Source organism: Exiguobacterium sp. SH1S21, from assembly GCF_004337175.1.
Taxonomy (GTDB): domain Bacteria; phylum Bacillota; class Bacilli; order Exiguobacteriales; family Exiguobacteriaceae; genus Exiguobacterium; species Exiguobacterium aurantiacum_A.
Window position 1 is genome coordinate 18410 of the sequence record NZ_SJUY01000003.1, and the last position, 19195, is coordinate 37604.

The 19195-nt window shown below is 51.2% G+C and carries 20 protein-coding genes and 1 pseudogene; 3 read left to right on the forward strand and 18 right to left on the reverse strand.

The features are described from left to right. Positions 1 to 32 precede the first annotated feature (32 nt). From EVJ24_RS05355 to EVJ24_RS05380, 6 genes and pseudogenes are all read right to left on the reverse strand, one after another. A pseudogene (locus EVJ24_RS05355) lies at positions 33 to 701 on the reverse strand (ABC transporter ATP-binding protein); the annotation flags it as partial. A 107-nt stretch (positions 702 to 808) separates the two neighbouring features. Next, positions 809 to 1513: a 3D domain-containing protein gene (locus EVJ24_RS05360; RefSeq protein ID WP_131440143.1), complete on the reverse strand. Its 705-nt coding sequence runs from the start codon at positions 1511 to 1513 to the stop codon at positions 809 to 811. A 225-nt stretch (positions 1514 to 1738) separates the two neighbouring features. After that, positions 1739 to 2203, reverse strand: coding sequence for a GDYXXLXY domain-containing protein (locus EVJ24_RS05365; protein ID WP_016509950.1), 465 nt, complete (start codon positions 2201 to 2203; stop codon positions 1739 to 1741). Continuing rightward, positions 2200 to 3384 (reverse strand): DUF2157 domain-containing protein, encoded by a 1185-nt coding sequence (locus tag EVJ24_RS05370; RefSeq protein WP_131440145.1) that lies wholly within the window; start codon positions 3382 to 3384, stop codon positions 2200 to 2202. The genes EVJ24_RS05365 and EVJ24_RS05370 overlap by 4 nt, the downstream gene beginning before the upstream one ends. A gap of 17 nt (positions 3385 to 3401) precedes the next feature. Further along, the gene (locus tag EVJ24_RS05375; protein ID WP_016509936.1) at positions 3402 to 3578 is read right to left on the reverse strand and encodes a DUF2187 family protein; all 177 of its coding nucleotides are present in this window, start codon (positions 3576 to 3578) and stop codon (positions 3402 to 3404) included. 65 nt (positions 3579 to 3643) lie between these two features. Next, positions 3644 to 4270 (reverse strand): NUDIX hydrolase, encoded by a 627-nt coding sequence (locus EVJ24_RS05380; RefSeq protein ID WP_131440147.1) that lies wholly within the window; start codon positions 4268 to 4270, stop codon positions 3644 to 3646. Positions 4271 to 4365: 95 nt separating this feature from the next. Between EVJ24_RS05380 and EVJ24_RS05385 the strand changes: the two genes are divergently transcribed. After that, positions 4366 to 5904, forward strand: a complete 1539-nt coding sequence (locus EVJ24_RS05385; protein WP_131440149.1) for an FAD-dependent monooxygenase — start codon at positions 4366 to 4368, stop codon at positions 5902 to 5904. Positions 5905 to 5938: 34 nt separating this feature from the next. Here the strand turns inward: EVJ24_RS05385 and EVJ24_RS05390 are convergent, their stop codons facing one another. Further along, positions 5939 to 6190 (reverse strand): hypothetical protein, encoded by a 252-nt coding sequence (locus tag EVJ24_RS05390; RefSeq protein WP_236633386.1) that lies wholly within the window; start codon positions 6188 to 6190, stop codon positions 5939 to 5941. A 106-nt stretch (positions 6191 to 6296) separates the two neighbouring features. Between EVJ24_RS05390 and EVJ24_RS05395 the strand changes: the two genes are divergently transcribed. Further along, positions 6297 to 6572 carry a hypothetical protein gene (locus EVJ24_RS05395; protein WP_070327939.1) on the forward strand — a complete coding sequence of 92 codons (276 nt, stop codon included), beginning with the start codon at positions 6297 to 6299 and terminating at the stop codon, positions 6570 to 6572. A gap of 22 nt (positions 6573 to 6594) precedes the next feature. Here the strand turns inward: EVJ24_RS05395 and EVJ24_RS05400 are convergent, their stop codons facing one another. The 8 genes from EVJ24_RS05400 to recU all read right to left on the reverse strand — a co-directional run bounded on the left by EVJ24_RS05400 (position 6595) and on the right by recU (position 15334). Further along, entirely contained in the window at positions 6595 to 7170 is a 576-nt protein-coding gene (locus EVJ24_RS05400; RefSeq protein WP_070327404.1) for a nuclease-related domain-containing protein, read from the reverse strand. Positions 7171 to 7188: 18 nt separating this feature from the next. Continuing rightward, complete coding sequence (gene gpsB, locus EVJ24_RS05405) at positions 7189 to 7485, reverse strand: cell division regulator GpsB (RefSeq protein WP_051121542.1); 297 nt, start codon at positions 7483 to 7485, stop codon at positions 7189 to 7191. A 5-nt stretch (positions 7486 to 7490) separates the two neighbouring features. Then, positions 7491 to 8036, reverse strand: a complete 546-nt coding sequence (locus EVJ24_RS05410; RefSeq protein WP_131440151.1) for an SLOG family protein — start codon at positions 8034 to 8036, stop codon at positions 7491 to 7493. After that, on the reverse strand, positions 8033 to 9190 hold the full coding sequence (locus EVJ24_RS05415; protein WP_131440153.1) for a ribonuclease H-like domain-containing protein: 1158 nt from the start codon (positions 9188 to 9190) through the stop codon (positions 8033 to 8035). The genes EVJ24_RS05410 and EVJ24_RS05415 overlap by 4 nt, the downstream gene beginning before the upstream one ends. Continuing rightward, entirely contained in the window at positions 9187 to 11436 is a 2250-nt protein-coding gene (locus EVJ24_RS05420) for a DEAD/DEAH box helicase (protein ID WP_070327406.1), read from the reverse strand. The genes EVJ24_RS05415 and EVJ24_RS05420 overlap by 4 nt, the downstream gene beginning before the upstream one ends. A gap of 18 nt (positions 11437 to 11454) precedes the next feature. After that, positions 11455 to 12015 (reverse strand): hypothetical protein, encoded by a 561-nt coding sequence (locus EVJ24_RS05425; protein WP_233589592.1) that lies wholly within the window; start codon positions 12013 to 12015, stop codon positions 11455 to 11457. A gap of 89 nt (positions 12016 to 12104) precedes the next feature. Next, positions 12105 to 14717, reverse strand: a complete 2613-nt coding sequence (locus EVJ24_RS05430; RefSeq protein WP_131440155.1) for a transglycosylase domain-containing protein — start codon at positions 14715 to 14717, stop codon at positions 12105 to 12107. Positions 14718 to 14737: 20 nt separating this feature from the next. Beyond that, positions 14738 to 15334: a Holliday junction resolvase RecU gene (recU, locus tag EVJ24_RS05435; RefSeq protein WP_083273961.1), complete on the reverse strand. Its 597-nt coding sequence runs from the start codon at positions 15332 to 15334 to the stop codon at positions 14738 to 14740. Positions 15335 to 15685: 351 nt separating this feature from the next. Between recU and EVJ24_RS05440 the strand changes: the two genes are divergently transcribed. Further along, positions 15686 to 16537 carry a DUF3800 domain-containing protein gene (locus EVJ24_RS05440; RefSeq protein ID WP_083273962.1) on the forward strand — a complete coding sequence of 284 codons (852 nt, stop codon included), beginning with the start codon at positions 15686 to 15688 and terminating at the stop codon, positions 16535 to 16537. A gap of 34 nt (positions 16538 to 16571) precedes the next feature. On the opposite strand, the gene nth is transcribed toward EVJ24_RS05440, so the two are convergent. From nth to asnS, 3 genes are all read right to left on the reverse strand, one after another. After that, on the reverse strand, positions 16572 to 17234 hold the full coding sequence (nth, locus tag EVJ24_RS05445; protein ID WP_071399673.1) for an endonuclease III: 663 nt from the start codon (positions 17232 to 17234) through the stop codon (positions 16572 to 16574). Next, a complete protein-coding gene (locus EVJ24_RS05450) occupies positions 17234 to 17821 on the reverse strand; it encodes a DnaD domain-containing protein (protein WP_070327409.1) in 588 nt (195 codons plus the stop codon). Before EVJ24_RS05450 ends, nth begins: the two co-directional genes overlap by 1 nt. A gap of 61 nt (positions 17822 to 17882) precedes the next feature. Next, entirely contained in the window at positions 17883 to 19184 is a 1302-nt protein-coding gene (asnS, locus tag EVJ24_RS05455) for an asparagine--tRNA ligase (RefSeq protein ID WP_070327410.1), read from the reverse strand. Between the last annotated feature and the right edge of the window lie 11 nt (positions 19185 to 19195).

Here is a 19195-nt window from a genome sequence, read left to right on the forward strand (position 1 = left end):
AAGTCGAGCACGAACGGATCATCACTCGCTCGAATCTCGTCAGGCGTGCCGACGATGACCAGTTTTCCGTCACGCATGAGAGCGATCCGGTCCCCGAGTTTCATCGCCTCCTCAATGTCATGAGTGACGAACAGAATCGTCTTCCCTAACTCATCGTTCAACCGTTTGATGTCATCTTGGAGCTGGGCCCGACTGATCGGATCGAGCGCCGAGAACGGTTCATCCATTAAAATGACTTCCGGGTCGGCCGCGAGCGCTCGCAGGACGCCGACTCGTTGTTGTTGACCACCCGACAGTTCAGGCGGTTTTTTAGATCGGAGGACAGGGTCGAGACCGGCGATTTTCATCAGTTCGGTCACACGGTCTTTCGTCTTCGTCTTTGGCCATTTCAATAGGTCCGGAACGACACTGATGTTCTCTTCGACCGTCAAATGCGGGAACAATGCGATTTGTTGGAGCACATAGCCGATGTTGCGTCGCAGTTCATAAATATCGAACTGATAGATTTCGCGCTCATCAATCAGGATTTTCCCGTCAGTGTGGTCAATCAGACGATTCACCATCTTCATTGTCGTCGTCTTGCCACAACCTGATGGCCCAATCAATACGAAAATCTCTCCTTTTCGTACCGTCAAACTCAAGTTTTCGACGGCCAATGTCCCATCATCATAACGCTTGGAAACATTTTGAAATTCAATCAACACAATCCCTCCTCGGCTTTTCACGTTATATGAAAGTCAAATATTAGTTTGCCCGTTTCCAACGATTGTTAAACAACAAAAGGTTCTCCCGCGGGAGAACCTTTTCGTTATGGAAGTGTGATGGTAACGTGGCGACGACCCCAATTGATCGCCTCGCTCTTCGTGTCGACGAGTAGATCGACGATGTTGCCTTTAATGCGTCCCCCTGTATCGAGAGCAATCGCTTGACCGATCCCTTCGATCTGTACGACCGTACCGAGCGGGATGATGGCCGGATCGACGGCGATGATGCGCATGCCGTTATAAAAAATCGAATCCGTCACGTCGTGTCCCGTCGCCGTCAACACCCGGCCCCCGTATGAGCCGTTGTCTGCCGCATCATTCGTGTAAGCTGTCGACTCGGCTTGAATGACGCGCCCGCTGTTTGTCGAGACAGGTGTCGCCACAGCGTTTGTCGTGGCTTGCTCTGCTTTCGCTTGCTCTGCTTTCGCCTCTTCTGCAAGCCGCGCTTCCTCAGCCGCGATTCGCTTGGCTTCCGCCAACCGTTTCGCTTCCCGCTCTGCCTGCTGCTTGGCTTGTTCTTCTGCCACTCGTTTCTCTTCGGCGAGTCGCTTCTCTTCAGCGATTTGCTTCTCGCGATCAATTTTTTGTTGGCGTTCAAGCTCGATCGCAATCCGTTCCAATTCAAGCGGGTTTTGTACAATTTTCTGTTCTGTTCCGATTCCAATTTGAGCGGCGTCGGCAGTCGTAGCAATTACGAACGTACCGGCGACGACAAACAGAAGCGTCATCATATATTTTAAGAATGTCATTGAAATTAGGTCAGCCCTTTCTCGTCCTTTAACGAACAGGAGTAAATTTACCATGCCGCCTCGAACCCGAGAAGTGGTTTTGACGAAGTGAAATATTGCTGACATATGGACGAACGTTTAGTTACAGATTGTAACAATTGCCGAAAACGTTGCTATACAAGCGACCTAACAAAAAAATTACAGATCGGTTACAAACGTTCTCGTAACAAATCTGTAATCTGTTTGTCATTCTGTTTCAGCTTCGATTGGACGTAAATCATGGGCCCGGACCATCCCCCAAGGCGCCACATCGACTTCAACTTCGAACGTTTTCGCACCTTCGATCACAGCTTTCTCGTCCTCGGCGACACGGTATGAACTCATGTCGGTGATGAAGACTTGGCGATCGTAATATTCAGCCCTCGTCCCACCAAAGAACGGTCGGGAGCTGACCCGGTCGATTGTGGCAAAACCAGCGTCATCCGTTTTGAATGAGACGTAGACCGTCCCGGAATCGACATCTTGTCGCCCTTGCAACGAATCGAACTCGAGATAGACGTAATCCCCAAAAAATGGGTCATACGGCTCGTACGACGTCGCTTTGAACGTATACGACTGGCCGAACCAAGACACCGCATAAACGAGCAAGATAAAACCGATGGCAATCAATACTTGTACGATCGGTACAAGCCAAGGAGTGATTCGTTTCATGTCCGAGCATCCCCTCTCGTACGGCTACGCCACCACAACGCTAGCGACAACGCGAATACGATCAACGCCCCGATCAAGAAGAAGAGCGAGATGTCGAGCCGGTCCCAAACATAAATGAAATAAATCGTCATTTGGACAAGTAAGAAATAGATGAACGCCAAAACGATCGGTTTGCGCTCATGGTCTTGCATGATCAAGTAAGCGAGCGCCACCACTTCAAGCAAGATCGCGAGTAAGATACCTGAATCTTCGAATAGTGAGAACGGGATGACCGCGAGTAGGCTCACCCAGAGCAAATCGGGGCGACGATGTATCAAGTACACAGCCACGAGGACGACGGAAAGCAGCGTGGCCTCGATGATGGACGGCTGACGTTGAGATAACCAGCCCTCGGTCGCATTGACCAAGTAACCGATTGACAAGATGGCAGCGACGAACAAGTAGAGATACTGCCACTGAGCCCGCTCCCGGTAGACGAGGAACAGGATATGCAGTGCTGCGAGTGCCCAAAGCGGCCAAAACCGTCCCTCGTAATCGATATACTGACCGATCGTGAGCAACAGTCCGTAAAAGCTGAACCAGGCGAAAATCCGGTCGAGCTCGTTATCACCGTAATGGAACCAAACCCACGTCACGAGCAGGCCGAACAGGATGAGTGTGATCCCGATTCCTTGAAAACTGTTCGTGACCGCTAAAAAAGCGGCTAACGCTGCGATGAACGTGAAGATCGGGTGCTTATAGATCAGTTTGTGCAGGACGGCGACAGCAAAGAATAGCCAGAACAGAAGCGGTAGTTGCGAGGAAAGATTATACGTTGTGAAGATGACAATCATCGTGGCGACGAAGAAAACGACGCCGAGGACGCGGAACAACGTCACATACCGAGGGGCTTTCACTTGAAGCCGCTCCGCTGCTACGTACATCCCGAGCATGAAGACAAGGAAAATAGATACTTTGACGAGGTCTGGGATTGCTTGCCAGTTGGCGGCGACAAAACTGAATAGACTAAGGGCGAGCAGAATTGATCCGATAATGACAAGAATTGGCGGTTTGTGCTCACGTTTGTCACTAACCGCCAATTTCTTATGTTCAAAATCAATCAACCGTTGACCGGTCGCTTCATCTAGCAAACCCGCCTCTTTCCATTCACGAACTTTTTTGTCAATGGACACCTGAATCATCCCTTTCGGTTAAAAGGTCAGCTGGCGCGTTCGATCAATTCCAATTCTTTTTTCAACAAAACTTGTTTCTCAAACTCGAGACCGAGTTGCTGATATTCCTCCATGATGGAAACGTCCCCGATGACCGTATTCGTTAATACGGCAGTCACTTCTGCGACCCATCCTTCACGAGTTGACTTAACGATATCACCCACAGCGAATTCTAAAGACACACCCATTCACTTCCAATCTTAAATTTGTTTTTATCATTATAACTAAATTATATAGGTTTGAATACGTTTTCTTTTGTACATTTGATGAATTGTGACAAAATTTTTCCAGTCAATCCCCAAATAATGTAGTCTTCATGTTCGTAAAAAGGTTCTCTCATTTTAATTACCCGTTTTTCATACGCTTTAGCGTTCGCCATTCGTTCAAACGGAATATTTTGATCCGGATTCATCGTCCATTCCATCTCACCGTGAAACGGATCAATTAACAATAACGTTTCGACGGGAACGGTGAACAAATGATCGACTTCAGCCGTTTGACGTACGTCCGGAACTGTCGGAATCATCCCGACGAACGGATAGATGAGTTGACGGTGCGGCGTGGCGAGCGGCTGTAAGCGACCAATGACCTCGATCGTCTCGAGCGGTACCTCGAGTTCTTCACTCGTCTCTCGGACTGCGGCCTCGACAGGTGTCTCCCCTCGCTCGAGTCGACCTCCCGGGAATGAGATCTCTCCAGGTTGGCGCCGCATCGTATGGGCCCGGACTTCAAAGACGACGTGCCAGACGTCATCAATTCGCGTCAACGGAATCAAGACGGCGGCGGTCTGTTCATAATTCTCTTCCATCGAGAAACTTTCTCGTAATTTTGCTTCAGTAACCCATGATTGTTTCATGATTTTCAACCTCGCTCTCTCTGTTTTACAGTTCCACCATCGTCTCCTCGTTTAAACGTGGCAAATGTCGGAAATATCATTATTAATGATAGGAGATGGTAGAATTGGTTCAACAAGTTGATATATTGATCGTCGGGGCGGGGCCGACAGGACTCACACTCGCTTTGACATTAGCCAGATATGGAATCTCTTTTGAAATCATCGATCGAAAAACGACGCCTTCGAACAACTCACGGGCCATCGGGATTCAGCCGCGAACGATCGAAGTGTTTTCACGCCTTGATGTCGCCAAAGAAGTACTCAGTCGCGCCAGAACAATCGAAAAAGGAAACTTATACTTTTCTGGGCAGTGGACGGCCAAACTCGAGTTCTCACGTCTCGTCACGCCTTACCCGTTCGTCACGCTATTACGACAAAACGAGACTGAGGCCATCTTAGAACAGGCGTTGAACGACCACGGGCACTACGTCAAGCGCGGCGAGGCACTCGTTTCGTTAACCCACTATCCGACACGTGTGCTCGCCCATCTCGAATCCGACTCGAACCGTACGATCGAAGCCAAGTATGTCGTTGCGGCCGATGGCGCCAATAGTTCGATTCGCCGTATGCTCGCGCTCCCATTCGGCGGGAAGTCGTTCAAAGAGTCTTGGGTGTTGGCCGATATGAAGGCGAAATGGAACATCTCCCGTGAAGAAGTACACATCTTTTTCTCGGACCGTGGCGTGTTAGAAGTATTCCCGCTGACGGATGACACGATCCGGATTACCGGTAATCTCGCGAGCGACGAATCATTCAGCGAGGCCAAATTGCACGAATTGGTCGAACAACGGAGCCACATGCCGGTAGAGATCGACGAGGTCGAATGGTTCTCACTGTTTAGGGTGCACAATCGCATGGTCGACTCGTTCATCCATAACCGTGTCATCTTAATGGGCGACGCGGCGCATATCAATTCGCCCGTCGGCGGCCAAGGGATGAATACGGGCATCGCCGACTCGTTCAACCTCGGCTGGAAGCTTTGGCTTCATCTGAAAGCAGGGGCGCCGTTCAGTGTCGTCGACACGTACCGGGACGAGCGTGAACACGTCGCCAGAAACGTCTTGCAGACGACGAACGTCGCGACCGAAGTGCTCCAAACGACGCTCCCGATCTTATTGCCGTTTCAAGCAGTCGGAGCGGACGTGTTCACCCGCGTCAATTTGATTAATGAAAAGATCACCGAACGAATCGCTCAGCTTCACTTGTCTTACCCTGGGCACTCACGTGTACCGTTCATCCGGGTCGCCGAAGGAAAAATCTTTCCCGAGATCGAGATGATCCGATCCGATGATGGCCTTCGTCAAAAGATCTCAGAAGTCGCCGATGGCCGCTTTCAAGTACTTGTCCTCGATGACGGCACACGTGACCCAAGTGAGTTATATGAATACTTGAACGCTCATCAATCATTCTTCCAAATCATCACATTGTCTAAAACAAGCCGTCCTTTCTTTGACCAAGGCAACGAACTTGCGAAATCCTTGTTCATGCGCCGGGGTGTCCTCGTTATTCGACCGGACGGATACTTGCTGCATAAACAGCGTCATATGCGACCTGAACCGCTACGTGACAAACTGTCGGTCTGGTTACCGTCTTAAGTCAAAAGCTCCACTCGTGAGAGTGGAGCTTTTGTCAGGATGGTGCATTGTAATAAAGTGTCCCCGGTTTCGAGAGGGTCAAGTCATAAAACGCCTCGAACGCTTCCACGTCCTCTAATTTCCGAAAATCGACTTTGTCCGTCTGTTCGTTCGGAATCGCGACGATGATGCCATCGACCGTCGATTTGATCATGCCCGTCTGTCCGTTATGGATTCGAATATAGAGCACGTGTTCACTTTGCAGTAATTTTACGGCTTCACGCCGTGATTGTATCGTCGTTTTCACAGTCATCCCTCTCTTCTTTTCGAGTATACGGTCCGCCGCTGTTGCTTTCAACCGTTCCCCCCTTTAAAATTGTGTAAAGAAGGGGTTGAATGTGTTGGAAACTATATTGATTATCGCGCTTGGCGCGCTGTTCGTCATCCTCGTGACAATCCGGACGATTCGTAACTTACAATGGGTCCGCTTTGGTGAGGCGTTCGGGAAACAAGGTGAGGAGTTACTCGAAGATTATACCTATTTGACGGAAAAAGGCGTCACTTGCCGAATCGAACAAGGCTTGCCGACCGGACGCTTGTTTAAACCGCTCGCCAAAAATCTGGATGACCGGGTTGCCTTGTTCGTGCACCGAAATGATGAAAAAAAAGCAAAAGAGCTACTAAAGTAAAAAAGGTGCCGCGGCACCTTTTTTACTTATGTAACTGGCGCTCTGAACAATAATAAGCGATTTGTTTGATTGTCGCCTCGGATAGGAGCTCGAGTTTCGTCTTGGCGATGACTTTGTCAATTGCTTCGAACGAGTCTTCACAGTTCGCTTTAACACGTTCGACTTTAAGACGTGACGCTTCTGGAAAAATTAAAAATGACGTGACCGGTACGGCCTTGCCGCATTCTTTTTTTAATAGGCTCCGAACTTGTTTCGTCATCTGCTCGAGCCCTTCGACTGGATGCGGATAGATGTTTTTCCACCCGAGTGAGGTTTCTAACCGACACTCTCGGTTCGTCACATGGACGGCCGTCGTCGTCCGATTGATTTGGACTAAAAAGACGCCTTTCGGTCCGACGAGCACGTAGTCGAGCACATTGTCACCGATTTCGACCCGTTCAATCATCATCCAATCGAAGCGACACGTGTGCCGAATGATTTCTACAATCTCATCCGTATACGATTTCGGCGGCAAGATGACCTCTTCTTTCGTTCGGAACAATCCTTTCGTCTGTCGTTTCACCGGCTCTTTCTTGACGGCCGTCAACACTTGTAACATCTATTCCACCTCCTCTCGTTATTCGCTAGGTCCGACTTGTTTTCCGAAGACGGCCTTTTCTAAGTTTGAAATCCGACGCAACATATCGTAGTTCGAGGCGACAGGTTGGGCCGGTTTCACCGGCTCGGTCGGTTCGCTTGAACCACGGCGCAACGATTCGTTCTCTTGTCGCAAACGTTCAATCTCTTTCGCCATCTTCTCATAGTCCCGGATGACGACGTCTAAAAATTGGTCGACTTCTTCTTGCGAGTAGCCGCGGAGGGCCGTCTTGAATTCTTGTTTATAGATTGCTTCGGCTGTTAATTCGGTTTGCATAGTCTTCACTCCCACTGTTGTTCCCACTGTTTTTCTTCCTCGATCACACGCAAGTCGTCTTGTGTGATCATGAATAGTTCCATCTGGTGTTTTCGTTTAGCCCCTTCAACGAGGAAACGGGGGCTTCCTCCCGTCTCTTCGTCATACAACGTAATTAATCCTGCTGCCTTGTCTAAAAAGAACGCCGTTTTTGCGCGCAACTGACTCGGGTCTTCATAAGGACGTTGCGTGAGCGGTTCAAAAAAATCGGCTTCGAGCCGCAACCGGCTGAACAACTCTTGTTCATACGGCTTATACCGTTCTTCCATCTCTAAAAATGGCGGAAACACCGCGATTTTAATCGGATGTGTTTCTCTTAACTCTAACAATACTTGTCCTGCCCACAATTCACAACCGTTCGTTCCACTGAAGATGAACCATTCGGCCCCGAGTTCGATTGCTTCTGTGATCTTTCGGCGGTACGCTTCTTGGATGATCTCGATGCCGGGATGGTCGGCTTTAAAGATCCCAAGCTCATGGGGCCGATACCCGGTAATCGCAACAACTTTCATAACCTCTTCCTTTCTAACCGAGCTAGACGATGGTTGAGCGCGTGTTGCTGTTTTTGGACGGTCTGTTTCAAGACCGTCTTTTGCTGTTCCACGATCGCAATCGCCTGCTCGGTATATCGAATGGCTGACACGATATCTTTTTGCTGATGTTCTGCATACTTGGCTAGCTCGATCAACGCCTCGGTCGTTCCGACTTCTTTGAAAAGAGGAAGCGCTTCGACGATGCGGCCGGTCCGCTTTAACAGCAGCGCTTGACGCAGTTTCGCTCGTTTTGTCGGTTGCTCGATCCGTTCATACTGTTTGAGTGCCTCGTCCGTACTCCCTAGATCGTTCAACCAATGGGCCCGCTCTTCTCCAAATGTCGGCTCGTCTGCTTCGACGAGGTGACAGAGCCGCTTATAAAGCGACACGAGGCTCAAGCAATCGGCGTGATGGTGCTCGATGACCGGTTGTAAAATATCAGGGTCCCGCTCTTTGACGTATTGAAAGTAATGCATCGGGGCGAGAAAACCTGGCAGATCGTCCGTTCGGGCATGTCCAAAATGGGCCTCGACCGCTTTTAGCGAGACCGACTCGAGTGTCGGCTTCAACAGACGCCTTGACGCATGCAACAGATCGACATGACCGACGGCGGGCAACGCCTTCACTTTCGTCCGGACGAACGTATGACGCGTCTTGATTTGCGGCCAATCGAACGATTTTCCATTGTACGTCACGAACCGGACCTCGTCGCCGATGTCATTGAGAAAGTGATAGTAGAACGCCGTCTCAAACGCCGGGTGCGGCAATACGTACTGAATCATCTCGAGATGGTCTGGCTTGAAGCGGGCGAACCCGATCAAAAAGATGGACGTCCCGGCACCACGGAGCCCGGTCGTCTCCGTATCCATGAACAACACTTGGTCATACGGCACGTCGACCGTGAAGAACGGATGGTCTGCCGTTCCGAGGGCACGTTTCGCCGCGTCGAACGTAAAGTCGTGATACGTCGCGTCAAGCGGATAAATCTCTTTCAAGCGCACGCACCACTCGCTTTCAAACGTCAGGATCTCGCCACCTCGTGCGATCCACTTGGCCTGCTCCGCGTCATCTGGTGTGACCGTCGCTTGTTTCGGTTCATTTGTTTTGATGAGTCGTGATAGCTTCGCTTTCATATCGTTCCTTTCAATGCGGTCAACTGATTGACAACTTGGTCTTTAAAGTCACCGTAGCCGATCATCCCGACGCAACGTGGGCATCCGCTCACACACGGACAATCCTCGACCGTGCGGATTGCTGCGTCTAAAATTTCAGCTGCGTCTCGGAAGAGCGCTTCGCTCAAGCCGATACCGCCCGGATAGCGGTCGTACAAATAGACGGTCGGTTTATTCGTATGGGTCGCTTTCATTTGAATCGTCGTGAACAAGTCGAGCGTGTCGCACATCAAGTAGAGCGGGGCGAGCCGGCGCAACAAGTCGCTGACGGCTTCGAGCTGATCTTCCATATCGGCTTCCGAGTAAGCGAACCGGTCATCGAGCGTGAACCACGTCGACGTCGTATGCAGCTCCCGTTCCGGCAAGTGGATCGGGCCAGATCCGATATTCTCGTGCGTCCCGAACTTGATTTTCTTGAACAACGTCGCCATCGCGATGACCGACACTTCACCGAACGTCTTGGCTCCGCTCGTCTTGTTTTCTTCTAGCACTTTTAACTCCACGGCCAAGTTCGCATCTGTGTAGTAATCGACATCAACGCGCCGCACATACGCTTTCTTCTCTTCAAAATCGAGTTTCTCGACTTGATATTGCTCGGCCCCATGCAAATAGATCGCCTCGTCGTGAAGCAGCGTCATCGCACTGAACGTGTCCATCTCGCCTATGACTTGATGTTTCGCCGTCTGGTCGACGATGACGACGTTCTCTTGATCGCTCGTCCGCAGCGAGATGTCGTGGGCCGGGAAGGCGTCCGTCATCCAATAGTATTTATTGGCACGCTCATGCAAGATTTGCGCGTCCGTCAAGAAATCAAGGATGTCCTCGGTCTCGACCGTACCGAAGCGCTCCCCTTTTTGGAACGGGAGCTCGAAGGCGGCGCACTTCATATGATCGACTAAAATGATCAAGTTGTTCGGGTCAAGACGGGCCGCCTCAGGCGAACGCTCTAAAATCAGGTCTGGTTGCTCGACGACGAGTTGGTCTAGTGATGACGACGAGGCGACGAAGATGACGAGTGATTCCGACTGGCGACGGCCGGCTCTTCCTGCTTGCTGCCAGAGCGAGGCGACGGTGCCGGGATATCCGTTCAATACGCACGCCTCGAGTTGACCGATGTCAACACCAAGTTCGAGCGCGTTCGTCGAAACGACGGCTTTGATTTCACCGTTCCGGAGCCTGCGTTCAATCTCACGCCGTTCTGACGGAAGATAACCGCCCCGATAACCGACGATCGACTTCGGTCCGAGTTCACGTCTCGTCAATTCTTGCAAATACGTCAATAGCACCTCGACCCGGACCCGTGACCGAGCGAAGACGATCGTTTGAATATCGGCCTCGACAAGCTTTGAGGCGATCCGCTTCGTTTCGAGCGTGGCGCTCCGACGAATCCCGAGCGCTTCATTGACGACCGGAGGGTTATAGAAAATGAGGTGTTTTCTCCCTTGCGGAGCTCCATTATTGTTGACGAGCGTCACTTCTTCCTCGGTCAACAGTTCGGCCAGTTCGACCGGGTTCGCGATCGTCGCGGACGTCATGATCCATTTCGGATAACTTCCATAGTAGGCACAGATTCGTTTGAGCCGCCGAAAGACGTTGGCGACATGGCTCCCGAATACGCCGCGATACGTATGCAGTTCATCGACAACGATATATTCGAGGTTTTCGAACAACCGGATCCATTTCGTGTGATGCGGCAAAATCCCTGAGTGAAGCATATCCGGGTTCGTGATGACGATGTTGCCGGCGTCCCGCACTTTCGTCCGCGCTGCCGGCGACGTGTCCCCATCATACGTGAAGCATCGGAGGTCGCCTTCGAGCGCCTCGACCATCTCCATCAAATCGCTGTTCTGGTCTTGCGCGAGCGCTTTCGTCGGATACAGATAGAGGGCTCGTGCCGTCGGTTTCTCAATCATTCTAGACAGCACGGGCAAGTTATAGCAGAGCGTTTTACCAGAAGCTGTCGGCGTCACGATGACAGTCGAGTTCCCACGTGACGTCTGTTCGACCGCTTCGGCCTGATGCGTGTACAATTGCTCGATGCCGCGACTGTTTAACACCCGGACAAGATCGTCTGGGACGCTCGACGGGATCGCCGCGTATCTTGCAGGTTGTGCCTCGACCGTATGCCAGTGTGTGACATTGGCGGAAAAACTCGGGTCGGTCTTTAATGTCTTAATCATCTCTTCGACGGAACGTTTTTTCCGCATAGTGCTCACCAACTTATTTCATGATTTTGAAGGTGCAAGTCGCTCCACGATCGTCTTCACTTGACTGATTCGTTCGTCACGCAAGAGACGATGAACCGCAGGCAAGTGTAGCACCTCCATCGCTTTGAACGCCTCGGCGACATGCTCATTTTCTTCTTCAAGCCGCTCCATCGCATCATTGTATAACAGGTGCGTCGAACGGCCGAACAAGACGATGGTATGTAACTTCGTGCATTTCGAATGGACTGCTTGCAAATGTTTCGTGTAACGTTGCACCGCTTTATGATAATCCTCGTGCGTCGTCAGCGCTTGGCGCTTGCCGCGAAGAAGTTCTGGATAAAAAGATTCATCGCCGAGAAACATCGTCTCGACGCCGATCCGTTTCAAATAAGGATGGCCGATCGCCTCTGCCACGGCCGAATCATCGATCAATCGTCCGAACGGGATCGATTCTTCTAACAGAATGCGTCCCATCTTCAATCCATTGACGCCGTGAAGGGGTAGGCCAAGATCATCGTCTTGCAGTCGATCGATTACAAACAACACTTTCATCTTTCGCTTAAGAGAGAGTTGAACCATATGTCACCATCCTATTCGCTTTCTTTTCATTATAACAAACCACACAGAAAAACAGGGCGTTGATGTCGCCCTGTTTAAAGTAAGTCAATTCATTCGCGATTGTCATTTTCACGGTCTTGGTTTGATTCAGACGTGTCTGAGTTGGACTGTGATTCGAGCTCGGTCGAAGATTCTTCTTCAGCCGGAGGCGTCTCTTCTGTCGCCGGCTCTTCTGTCGTCTCTCCTTCACCGCCTTCATTGTTCCCATTTCCATTTTCGTTGTTACCATTACCGTTATTGTTGTCAGTCTCATTCGGTGGCGTTTCTTCAGCCGGCTCTTCTTCCGGCGGCGCTTCCTCGGTTGGTGGTTCTTCTGTTACCGGTTCTTCTTCAGCCGGTTCCTGACTGCGTTCGACCGTGTATTGCGTTTGGGCCGGACTCGACTGTTGCTCCCCTACGAGCTGGTTCGAAGCAGTCGCGACGATCGTGAACGTCGTCGTCCCGTTCTGGAGGCCCGAAATAGGAATGCTCGTGTCTTCCGTCGTTCCGACGACACGTTCGCTGCCGTCCGGACGTTTCTCCGTCACGGTGAACGAGAGACCTTGATAGCCGTCCGCTTCGACTGCTTCTCGATTATATGACCACGTCAACGTCCCGCTGTCAGCCGGAATATCGTAATTGATTGACGCGCCGGTCGGTGCCGGAAGATTTTTAGGTTCTAAGTCTTTTGGCTTCGTCCCTTTGACGTACAGTTCGTTACCGAGCGACAAGACAGAATCCGGTTGCTGGAAGCGGTCTGGGCTTCCCGTCGCATTCGTCACTTCTTGCATCATATACTCGAAGTAGTACTGAGCGTGGTCCTCAGCAAGCGCATTATCGCCAGCCCCACTTGCTTTTCCGGTCCAGACAGAAATCGAGTAGTCGGTCGTATAACCCGTGAACCACTTGTCGTTCTCATTACCTTTATCATCGTTCGTCGTCCCGGTCTTACCGGCGACGTCCCACGGGAACGCACCTGGCTTGTAAGTCCCGTTCGAACCACTGACGACGTCACGAAGCATGTCGGTCAACATATACGCCGTATAGTCTTCCATCGCTTGCTTCGCTTTAATAGGTGAGTTGATCGTCGATCCGTCGTTGAACTCAATCTTTTGAATTAAGTGCGGCTTCGTGTACATCCCGTTCGCACCAAGCGTCGCATAGGCGGCCGCCATTTGCGTCGTGCTCGCTTCTGCTACACCGAGACTGTTCGCGGGCACCATCTCGTCACCCGCACGCGCCGGCTCGATGCCGACGTTCTCGACGAACGATTCGATCGCCTCTGGACCGAACTCGTCCTGTACTTCATAGAAAGCGCGGACGGCTGGCGTGTTGCCGGAAATCGTCAAATAGTAACGCATCGTGTTGGCGCCGCGATAGTCTCTGTAATAGTTCTCTGGATTGAATTCGCCTTCATCAAACGGCGCATCCATCAAGATCTTCCCGGTCGACCATTGCGCGTTCTCAATCCCTGGACCGTAATCGAAGAACGGCTTCGCCGTCGAACCGATTTGGCGTTTCTCGCGCGAGTAGTCGCGGTAGTTCTTGTCGCCTTGTTCCGCCTGTTGGCTGTCGATGACGGCGATGATCTCACCCGTCTTCGTGTTCAACACGGTCGCTCCCATGCGGAGATCTTTCGGGAACTCACCGTTTGGAATGTTCACGTTATCTGTCTTAATATCTTTATTGAATTTCGCATGGAGCTCTTTATTGATTGACGTATATACTTTCAAACCTGTCCCGTAAATATCAGACTGCTCTAAGCCGTAGTCTTCTTCGAGTTCGGCTTGGACACGGGCGTAGATCGAACGGGTGTAAGACTCTTCTTCTGTCTGCGCACCCGGCGAGATGACGTCGGCAATCTCGACGTCGAGCGCCTCGTTATACTGTTGTTCTGTGATATGACCGTCCCGCTTCATTGCCGACAGCACTTGTTCTTGACGGTAACGCGTGAGTTCTTGGTCGCCAGCGATCGGATCATAAGCGCTCGGTCGTTGCGGGAGTCCCGCTAAGATAGCCGCTTCTTGATAGTTCACTTCTGACACCGGCTTATTGAAGTACGTCTTCGAGGCCGCTTGCACACCCCACGCCCCTGAACCATAGTAGTTCTTGTTCAAGTACATCTCGAGAATCTGTTCTTTCGTGTACTCGCGCTCGAGTTTCACGGCGAGCCACTGCTCTTGTAATTTACGTTTTAATTTCTTGTCGGTCGACAAGAACGACTGTTTGACGAGCTGTTGCGTGATTGTAGAACCACCTTCAGACCCGAAACCGTCGGTCACGTTCGCGAGCACGGCACCGCCGATGCGGCGCAAGTCGATCCCGTTATGCTCATAGAAGCGACGGTCCTCGATCGAGATGACCGCTTGCTGCATCACTTCTGAAATATCATCGATTGACACGTACTCACGGATCTGACCGCTTTCTTCAAGCGGTTCACCTTCAGCCGACAGTAGCTGAATCGGATACGTATCGACTAATTTCTCCTCATCGAGCGGCGGTGCGGTCGCAATCGCGTAGGCTGTATAAGCTCCTCCGACGACCACTCCGACGATCAACAACAATCCTATAATAAGTAGGATGCGTCTCCACATCGGTTTCTTTGTTTGTTGTTTTGGTTTTTTCGTTTGTTGCTTTGGCTTTTTCGTCGTATCTTGTCGACGCGCCATCCGACTTCGTTCCATTCACACTTCACTCCTTCTATTCAATCGAGCCACGCTTCAATCGCCGTCAAATAATCGATGGCTGGAAGGGCTCGTGTTGGAACTTCGATTGCCTCTTGTTCAATGTATGCGAGTGGGATCGACTTTCGTCCCGTCTCCCGCTGTTCCCACCAGTGTAATAATTGCTCCGTTGATAACACATATTGCGTATTATAGCGGCTAAACCGGATGATGACAAAACAAATCCCTCCGTGGCGCTCACACTCGCGCATGTGATTGATTTGATGGTCATGAAAGTTTCCGAGCGGGAACGACGTTTTATTGTTCGTCTCTTTCGCTTCAAAATCAATGTATTTCCCGCGATAGACCCCGTTGTAGTCGGTCGTCGAAGCTTGCTTAAAATACGCCTCGGTCACTTTGGCCGCGCTCCGTTTCGGGTAATCGACTTTGACAATTTGGAGCGGGGTCGGTTTTTTATGGATGACCGCTTTTCCATGGAGTCGATAAAACTCGTTCGTATCGTTCAGAAGCGTCTCTAAATTCATGCCTCGATTCGCATACGTTGGCGGACTGGACTTTGCCGGCATCTCGGCCGCTCTCGGTTTCTTCCCGTTTGGATAATGAAACAATGTCGTCACCCCTAATTACTAGTTTAACAGGTTGATCCACTCGTTCCTTCCGTCTGAAGTCTGATTGTCGAGTTATGTCGCTCGACTCCTCCGTGGATTTTCCGCAATCCATATCGTACCAAACTCCCGTATGTTAAACTAGTGTGTAGTGCATTGTGTATTCAAATTGACACGACCTTGTTACGATGTCACTGAATACTTTTCTACAATAAGTCCTCTACTTATTAACCGAAATGTGAACAGGCTAAACGCTGATTGACGAGACTTTAAAAAAGTAAGCGATCGAGAGCGTTTCGCGAGGACTGGAAATAAACTAGGCGGCTTGGAATCCACATCCCTAAGCCCTGTTGGAGGAGTAAGATGGAGACACAAAAGAAGTATGTCATGTTCGTCGATGAGACAGGTACACCAAAAGGCAACACCCAGTTCAACTTGACCGGGGTATTGATGGAATACAAGTATGCGATTGACGCCGATGAGGCCGGAATGCCGTGCGAATTGAAGCGACGCTTACAAGCGTTCAAACGAGATGTCTTCAAAACGGAAAATATCCCACTGCATTTAAAAGAAATTTTAAAGGCCGAGCATCCATATGGAAAAGACGATGGGATCACAATCGATATGCTCCGTGATTTTTGGAACAAACTCCCAGACTTCTTGCGCGATATCAATTGCACGATCGTCAGTGTCGAGGTCGATAAACAGAAGCTTCACGATTTCTACTCGACACCGAAAGACCCTTATGTCGTCGCTTTCGCCCATTTGATGAAATCGTTTTATGCATTTTTGGAAGAGACGGAAGCTGTCAGCGCCCGTGTCGTCCTCGAGTCGCGCGACGATTATCAGAACCTGCTCATTCAAAAAGCATTTTTCGATATCTTCAATTCCGGGACGGTCCATCTCGACGTCGAGAAGAGCCGACAAAAAATCAAAGGGTTCATCTTCTCAGAGAAACAAAGCACGATCTATCAATCTGGTCTTGAAATCGCTGACCTCGTCTGCCTGCCGCTCTCGCGCGTGCGCCGCGGCGTGATCGAAGTGAAACCACGGTTCGTCCATTATGGGGATGAAAACCGAATCTTCAAAGCCATCAAGGACAAGATTTACATTCGTAAAGACAGTCCAGACCAAGATTTCCGCAACTGGGGCTTCAAAAAAGTCCCGATCACGAAAAAACGTCGCGAATGGAGCGACCATCCCTGGAACCATTAAAAATCGCCTCGTAGACGTCTACGAGGCGATTTTTTTATGAATTCGTCGCTTGTTGCGACTTCATTCGCTTCTTGCCTTCGCGGCACATATGCAAGAGCGGACACGTCTCGCAGCCGGGCCGTTGTGCCTTGCAGTGATACCGTCCGAAAAAGATGAACTGGTGGTGGAGCTGCGACCATTCTTCACGGGGAAACTTCTTCATGAGCGTGTCTTCGACTTGACGGACGTTGTCTTTCCAACGGCAGATGCCGAGCCGTTTGGACACACGCTCGACGTGGGTATCGACCGCGAATGCCGGTTCATGAAAGGCGACCGACAACACGACGTTCGCCGTCTTGCGCCCGACTCCAGGCAGCGCCTCGAGTGATTCCCGGTCGTCCGGGACGATCCCTCCGTGCAGATCAAGAATTCGCATCGACAGCGCTTTGACGTTTTTGGCCTTGTTTCGAAACAGACCGATTCGTTTAATGAGCGACTCGATTTCCGCTACGTCAGCCGCAGCCATCGCCTCGACCGTCGGGAACGCCTCGAACAGTCCAGGCGTCACTTGGTTGACGAGCGCGTCCGTCGCCTGCGCGGACAGCGCCACGGCGACGACGAGTTCGAACGGGTTGCGGTGGGTCAGCTCACAATGGGCGTCCGGGAACATTTGCCGCATCGTCTCCGAGATTTCGTTCAATTGAGCTCTCGTCAACATCACTTTTTCCTCCGTTGATACTCGACCAAGTCTTCAAGTGACTCGACTTTATGGTCTTGCCAGACGCTCAAGATTTTATCCATGTACTTGAAGTTGCGGACGTTACGCAGTTTCGCCTCGCGGAGCGCGGCCAAGATGAGTTCTTCACTGAAACCGTCTTCGGTCAACCAGCCGACGATTTGCTCGATCTCAAAGGGCGTGATCGTCCCAAACTCCCGCTCGAACGTATGGATGAGGTTCTCGTTTAGCGACTGCGTATTTTTTTCAGGGGCGCCGTCTTCTTCGAGTGCTTGGAAAAGAGGGAGCAGACTGTAACGCTCCACTTCCGCCGACGCATCGATGGCGACGAGCTCTTTTTGCAGCAGCCCGAGCAGAACAGAGCGTGCCTCGCTCTCGGGAACGTTCATCCGGTCGCCGAGCTCGCTCGGAAGCGGCATCTCGATGCCTTCTCCCGTCAACTCCAACAAGTGGACGACGAGACAAAACTCGACCGGGTTGAGATTGAGACGACGTGCATCGGTGAACAGCTTCCTCGGAACGACGACCGGACTTTGTTCAAACAGCTTGATCAGATTATGTGCATCCATGTCGCACATCCTTTCTAGACAAATCAATCGGGGAAGACAATTAGTCATCCCCGATTGGCGATTATGGGTGAATTCGGTTCAATAGACGTGGGAACGGAATCGCTTCACGGATGTGTTCGATTCCGCTGATCCAAGCGACGGTCCGCTCAAGACCGAGCCCGAAGCCCGAGTGTGGGACCGAGCCGTACTTACGCAACTCAAGATACCAGTCATACGCATCGGTCTCATCAAGTCCTTCTTTGACGATCTCTTCTTTCAAACGGTCGTAGTCGTCTTCACGCTGCGAACCGCCGATGATCTCGCCATAACCTTCAGGTGCGATCAAATCGGCACAAAGGACGAGTTCAGGGTTCTCTGGGTCGACTTTCATGTAGAACGGCTTGATTTCTTTCGGCCAATGGGTGATGAACACCGGCAAATCATGCGCGTTGGCGATCGCCGTCTCGTGCGGCGCCCCGAAGTCATCCCCGTACTCGATGTCATCGAAGCCTTCTTCTTTCAAGAACTTGATCGCGTCCGTATAACGAATACGTGGGAACGGCGCTTGAACTTTTTCAAGTTTCTCCAAGTCGCGACCGAGCAACTCAAGCTCGTTCCGGCAATGGTCAAGCGCTGACTTCGCGATGTACGATACGTAACGCTCTTGCAGATCAAGACTCATATCATGGTCGAAGAATGCCATCTCCGGCTCGATCATCCAAAACTCGATCAAGTGGCGACGTGTCTTCGATTTTTCAGCGCGGAACGTCGGACCGAACGAGAACACTTTTCCGAGCGCCATCGCTGCGGCTTCCATATATAACTGACCTGTTTGCGACAAGTAGGCCGGCTGACCGAAGTAGTCCGTCTCGAACAACTCCGTCGTCCCTTCCGGTGCGCTCGACGTGATGATCGGCGGATCGATCTTGACGAATCCTTCTTGGTTATAGAACTCGTATGTGGCCCGGATCAATTCGTTCCGGACTTTCATGATCGCGTGCTGGCGACGCGACCGGAGCCAAAGGTGACGGTTGTCCATCAAGAACTCCGTCCCGTGTTCTTTCGGTGTGATCGGATAGTCGATCGATTCCGAGATGACTTCCATCGCTGTCACTTCAAGTTCGAAGCCGAGCGGCGTCCGGCCGCCGTCCGATTTGACGTTACCCGTCACCCAGACTGACGTCTCTTGCGTCACGCCTTTTGCGAGGGCGAACAGTTCTTCCGCAACTTCTGCTTTGACGACGACGGCTTGGGCGAACCCGCTCCCGTCCCGGAGTTGAAGGAAGGCGATTTTACCACTCGAACGTTTGTTGGCGATCCAGGCACCGACCCGGACCGATTGTCCTTCATAATCTTTAAATTGGCTAATTGAAATAGTTGTCATGTTCATATCCA

Excerpts from the sequence above, each read along its gene's own strand:
- EVJ24_RS05360 (WP_131440143.1), bottom strand. The coding sequence starts at position 1,513 with ATGACATTCTTAAAATATATGATGACGCTTCTGTTTGTCGTCGCCGGT.
- EVJ24_RS05365 (WP_016509950.1), bottom strand. The coding sequence starts at position 2,203 with ATGAAACGAATCACTCCTTGGCTTGTACCGATCGTACAAGTATTGATT.
- EVJ24_RS05370 (WP_131440145.1), bottom strand. The coding sequence starts at position 3,384 with ATGATTCAGGTGTCCATTGACAAAAAAGTTCGTGAATGGAAAGAGGCG.
- EVJ24_RS05380 (WP_131440147.1), bottom strand. The coding sequence starts at position 4,270 with ATGAAACAATCATGGGTTACTGAAGCAAAATTACGAGAAAGTTTCTCG.
- EVJ24_RS05385 (WP_131440149.1), top strand. The coding sequence starts at position 4,366 with ATGGTAGAATTGGTTCAACAAGTTGATATATTGATCGTCGGGGCGGGG.
- EVJ24_RS05400 (WP_070327404.1), bottom strand. The coding sequence starts at position 7,170 with ATGTTACAAGTGTTGACGGCCGTCAAGAAAGAGCCGGTGAAACGACAG.
- gpsB (WP_051121542.1), bottom strand. The coding sequence starts at position 7,485 with ATGCAAACCGAATTAACAGCCGAAGCAATCTATAAACAAGAATTCAAG.
- EVJ24_RS05410 (WP_131440151.1), bottom strand. The coding sequence starts at position 8,036 with ATGAAAGTTGTTGCGATTACCGGGTATCGGCCCCATGAGCTTGGGATC.
- EVJ24_RS05415 (WP_131440153.1), bottom strand. The coding sequence starts at position 9,190 with ATGAAAGCGAAGCTATCACGACTCATCAAAACAAATGAACCGAAACAA.
- EVJ24_RS05420 (WP_070327406.1), bottom strand. The coding sequence starts at position 11,436 with ATGCGGAAAAAACGTTCCGTCGAAGAGATGATTAAGACATTAAAGACC.
- EVJ24_RS05425 (WP_233589592.1), bottom strand. The coding sequence starts at position 12,015 with ATGGTTCAACTCTCTCTTAAGCGAAAGATGAAAGTGTTGTTTGTAATC.
- EVJ24_RS05430 (WP_131440155.1), bottom strand. The coding sequence starts at position 14,717 with ATGGAACGAAGTCGGATGGCGCGTCGACAAGATACGACGAAAAAGCCA.
- EVJ24_RS05440 (WP_083273962.1), top strand. The coding sequence starts at position 15,686 with ATGGAGACACAAAAGAAGTATGTCATGTTCGTCGATGAGACAGGTACA.
- nth (WP_071399673.1), bottom strand. The coding sequence starts at position 17,234 with ATGTTGACGAGAGCTCAATTGAACGAAATCTCGGAGACGATGCGGCAA.
- EVJ24_RS05450 (WP_070327409.1), bottom strand. The coding sequence starts at position 17,821 with ATGGATGCACATAATCTGATCAAGCTGTTTGAACAAAGTCCGGTCGTC.
- asnS (WP_070327410.1), bottom strand. The coding sequence starts at position 19,184 with ATGACAACTATTTCAATTAGCCAATTTAAAGATTATGAAGGACAATCG.